This window comes from Devosia sp. (assembly GCF_041917035.1).
In the GTDB taxonomy this organism is placed as follows: domain Bacteria; phylum Pseudomonadota; class Alphaproteobacteria; order Rhizobiales; family Devosiaceae; genus Devosia_A.
This window is the reverse complement of the sequence record NZ_JAYRYM010000347.1, coordinates 1-3,085: the sequence shown is the minus strand read 5'-3', so window position 1 is coordinate 3,085 and position 3,085 is coordinate 1. Positions and strand designations below refer to the sequence as shown.

The following is a 3,085-nucleotide window of genomic DNA, read 5'->3' as shown; positions in this document are numbered from 1 at the left end:
ACACGATTGCATGGGACGACATGCGAAACGAGGAGATCTGAGATGACGACCATATCGCGGGAACGACTGGTTGCAGCGCTGGCAGTGGTGTTTGCCTGCGCCGGACCGGCGGTTGGCCAGCAGTTCCAGTCGAGCTACACCGATGTCGACCTCGACCAGTGCACGGTGATTTCAGCAGACGATTTCGGCGCCACCTGGGCCTGTTCGGGTCTCAAGGGCATGCCGGTGATGATCGCCGAAGGTGACCTCAGGATGTTCGTTTCGTACGGGCTCGAGTCGACCACGGAAAAGGCGGCCCAGCAGACGCTGCCGCCGTTCAATCGTCTCGGCGCCAAGATCGAGTGGCGCGTGTCGAACGTCGAGGGCCAGTACAAGCCGTTCGCCACGATTCTCCGCTTCTTCACCGCCGGACCCGACGGCAGCGATGCCGAGGGCCAGGTTCTGGTGGTCACGAAGGTGGCGCCGGGGGCCACCTGCCATGTCGCCTATGTCGATGCACGCGCCAATGCCGACGCCAACCAGATGGCCCGCGACGCCGCCGACGAACTGGCGATGGACTTCGACTGCGAGAACGAGCCGGAGATCATCGGCGAATTCGCCGCCTGGGAGCGCTAGAAACTCACAAGCAGGGGCATTCCCGCAAGCGGAAAGCCCCTGTCATGAGCCGGCCTGGGTTCGTCCGAGGTCGGCTGCAGGAGAGCAATGGAGGGTGATGGCCGCTAGAACGGGACCTACAGCTTCACTGCCGTACCCGAGACTGAGACCATCAGCATAGAGCCGGACTGGCCAACAACTTCGTAGTCGATGTCGACGCCCACGACAGCGTCGGCGCCGAGGCGTTGCGCTTCGGCACGCAATTCGTCGAAGGCGGCGTGGCGGGCGTCACGCAGCGCCCCTTCGTAGGCCCCGGAGCGGCCGCCCACGATGTCGCGGATACCGGCGAACAGGTCCTTGAAGATATTGGCACCGACGATCACCTCGCCGGTGACGATGCCGAGGTAGTCGCGAATCGGACGGCCTTCGAGCGTGGGGGTGGTGGAAACGATGATCATGCGGTCCTCGTCATCTGGGTGCGCAGCACGGCGCGGTCGCGCGCCGAGACGCCGATCAGTTCGGCGATGCGCCAGACCATGTTGTCCTCGAGTTCGTGGTTCTTGTTGTCGGTGAAGACCACCTGCCACATCATCCGGATGATGTGCAGCTTGTCCGCCGCCTCGAGGTCGCTCAGGGCCGAGGTGAAGCGGTAGAAGTCGACCGATTCCTGGTCGCGGCGGGTGGCTTCGGCGATGAGGCGATCCACCTCGTCGTCGCCGAGCTTGTAGTGATCGATCAGTGCGCCGCGCAGGGCGTCCCGTTCCGCAGGGGTCACGGTACCGTCGATGGCGGCAAGGTGGACGAGCAGCGCGGCGACGGCGAGCTGGGGCGCGATGCCGGCTGGGGCCGGGCCGGGCCTGGAAAAGATGGCGCGCAGGGCATCGAACATGGGCAGCGTCCTGATGGTGCCCCAAGATAGGCACTCGACCCGCTGAGCGGAAGGGCCATCCTTGATCATGCTGTCTTGACCTCACGCGGGCGGACCGTGGCTTGACTCTTCAATGGAGTTTGTTGTTCTCTATTTGTTCTCAAAGTGAACAGTGGGGGCTCCCGTGGGCCTCGTCGGAACAAGCAGAAGCAAGCCAGACAACGCCGAGCTCGAAACCCTTCGCCTCAGGATTGCAGCGCTCGAGAATCGACCGGCCCTCGCCTCGACGCACTCCGGAGATGGGGCAGGGGACGGGCTGGCGCTGCTTTCCCCGCCGGCAGGCCTCCTGCACGAGGTGTTCGCCGATGAACAGCGCGCTGCGGGCGCAGCTCTCGGCTTTGCGCTCGGGATGGCGCGAAGCCATCTGGTCGGTGGGCGCACGGCCATCCTCTATCTCGAACTCGTCTCAGAGGTGCAGGAAGTCGGCATGCCCTATGCCCATGGCCTGGCGAGCTACGGCATCGACCCCGGGCAATTGGTGATCGGCAGAGCCGCAAACCCTGCGCTGCTGTTCTGGGCTATTGAGGAGGCTATCGCGTGTCGGTCGGTTGCCGCCGTGATCGCCGATCTCGCCGCCTGCAACAGGGGGCTGGATTTCACAACTTCGCGCCGGCTGAGCCTGCGGGCTGCCGCGGCCGGCACCTCGGCACTGCTGCTGCGGTATGGCAGGGAGCGGGAAGCCAGTTCGGCGCAATTGCGCTGGCGGGTGCGACCGGCACCGAGCCGGGCCGATCCCTATGATCAATCCGCCCCAGGGAGGCCGCGCTTCCTCGTCGACATCGAAAAGCGCCGTCTCGGCGGCGGCAGGCCGGCACCTGACGACACGACCCTGATTGTGGACTGGACTGGACATGGCTTTGTTGCAGCACAAAATCGCCGGCAGCCTGCCGCTCCCCATCGGTGGCGGACGGCGCCATCTCGCCCTCAGCCTGCCACGCTGGGCGACAGACTGTCTGAGGCGAGCTGATCCCTCTGTCGATCGGAACAGGCCGCTCGCCCTCTGGCGTCGCGAGAAGGGGGCCATGCGCCTTGTCGCACTGGACCTCATCGCGAGCCGGGCTGGCCTCGGAATCGGCCAGAGTCTCTCCGATGCACGGGCGTTGCTCCCCGGACTAGAGGTGCGCGAACTCGACGAAGAGTTCACCGCCCAGGTGTTCGCCGACTTCGCCGACTGGCACAGCAATGCCAGCCCCATCGTCGCCGTTCATGACGATGTGTCGCCATGGGGCGACCTGATCCTCGACATCACCGGCGTCGCCCATCTGTCCGGCGGCGAGGAGAAGCTCCTAGAACGCCTGCTCGGCCGGCTGCGGGAACTTGGCTTCAGCGTTAGCGGGGCAATTGCCGATAGCGTCGGTGCAGCCTGGGCGCTGGCACATTATTCGCCGGACCGGATCGCCGACAGCGGTTCCCTCTCAGATGTGATGGCAGCCCTGCCGGTTGCGGCTCTGCGGCTGACAGAGGCGCAGGTCCTTGGACTCATCCAGATGGGGCTCAAGCAGGTCGGCCAGCTCTATGGGCGGGACCGAAAGGCGCTGCAGGCCCGTTTCGGACAGTCTCTGC

Annotated in this window: 5 protein-coding genes; 3 read left to right on the top strand and 2 right to left on the bottom strand. The window is 65.3% G+C overall.

The features are described 5' to 3' along the window. The first annotated feature begins 42 nt into the window (after positions 1-42). Complete coding sequence (locus ACE3TU_RS20770) at positions 43-615, top strand: hypothetical protein (protein WP_374627717.1); 573 nt, start codon at positions 43-45, stop codon at positions 613-615. 116 nt (positions 616-731) lie between these two features. Here ACE3TU_RS20770 and ACE3TU_RS20765 read toward each other — a convergent pair whose 3' ends face one another. Together ACE3TU_RS20765 and ACE3TU_RS20760 are read right to left on the bottom strand one after the other, a co-directional pair. Then, complete coding sequence (locus ACE3TU_RS20765; RefSeq protein WP_374627719.1) at positions 732-1,049, bottom strand: heavy metal-binding domain-containing protein; 318 nt, start codon at positions 1,047-1,049, stop codon at positions 732-734. Then, on the bottom strand, positions 1,049-1,483 hold the full coding sequence (locus ACE3TU_RS20760) for a TerB family tellurite resistance protein (RefSeq protein ID WP_374627715.1): 435 nt from the start codon (positions 1,481-1,483) through the stop codon (positions 1,049-1,051). The genes ACE3TU_RS20765 and ACE3TU_RS20760 overlap by 1 nt, the downstream gene beginning before the upstream one ends. A gap of 334 nt (positions 1,484-1,817) precedes the next feature. On the opposite strand from ACE3TU_RS20760, the gene ACE3TU_RS20755 reads away from it, so the two are divergent. Next, a complete protein-coding gene (locus ACE3TU_RS20755; protein ID WP_374627714.1) occupies positions 1,818-2,489 on the top strand; it encodes an ImuA family protein in 672 nt (223 codons plus the stop codon). Beyond that, positions 2,374-3,085: DNA polymerase Y family protein (locus ACE3TU_RS20750; protein ID WP_374627712.1), on the top strand; the 712-nt coding region annotated here is incomplete at its 3' end. The genes ACE3TU_RS20755 and ACE3TU_RS20750, both read left to right, overlap by 116 nt.

Excerpts from the sequence above, each read along its gene's own strand:
- ACE3TU_RS20760 (WP_374627715.1), bottom strand. The coding sequence starts at position 1,483 with ATGTTCGATGCCCTGCGCGCCATCTTTTCCAGGCCCGGCCCGGCCCCA.
- ACE3TU_RS20770 (WP_374627717.1), top strand. The coding sequence starts at position 43 with ATGACGACCATATCGCGGGAACGACTGGTTGCAGCGCTGGCAGTGGTG.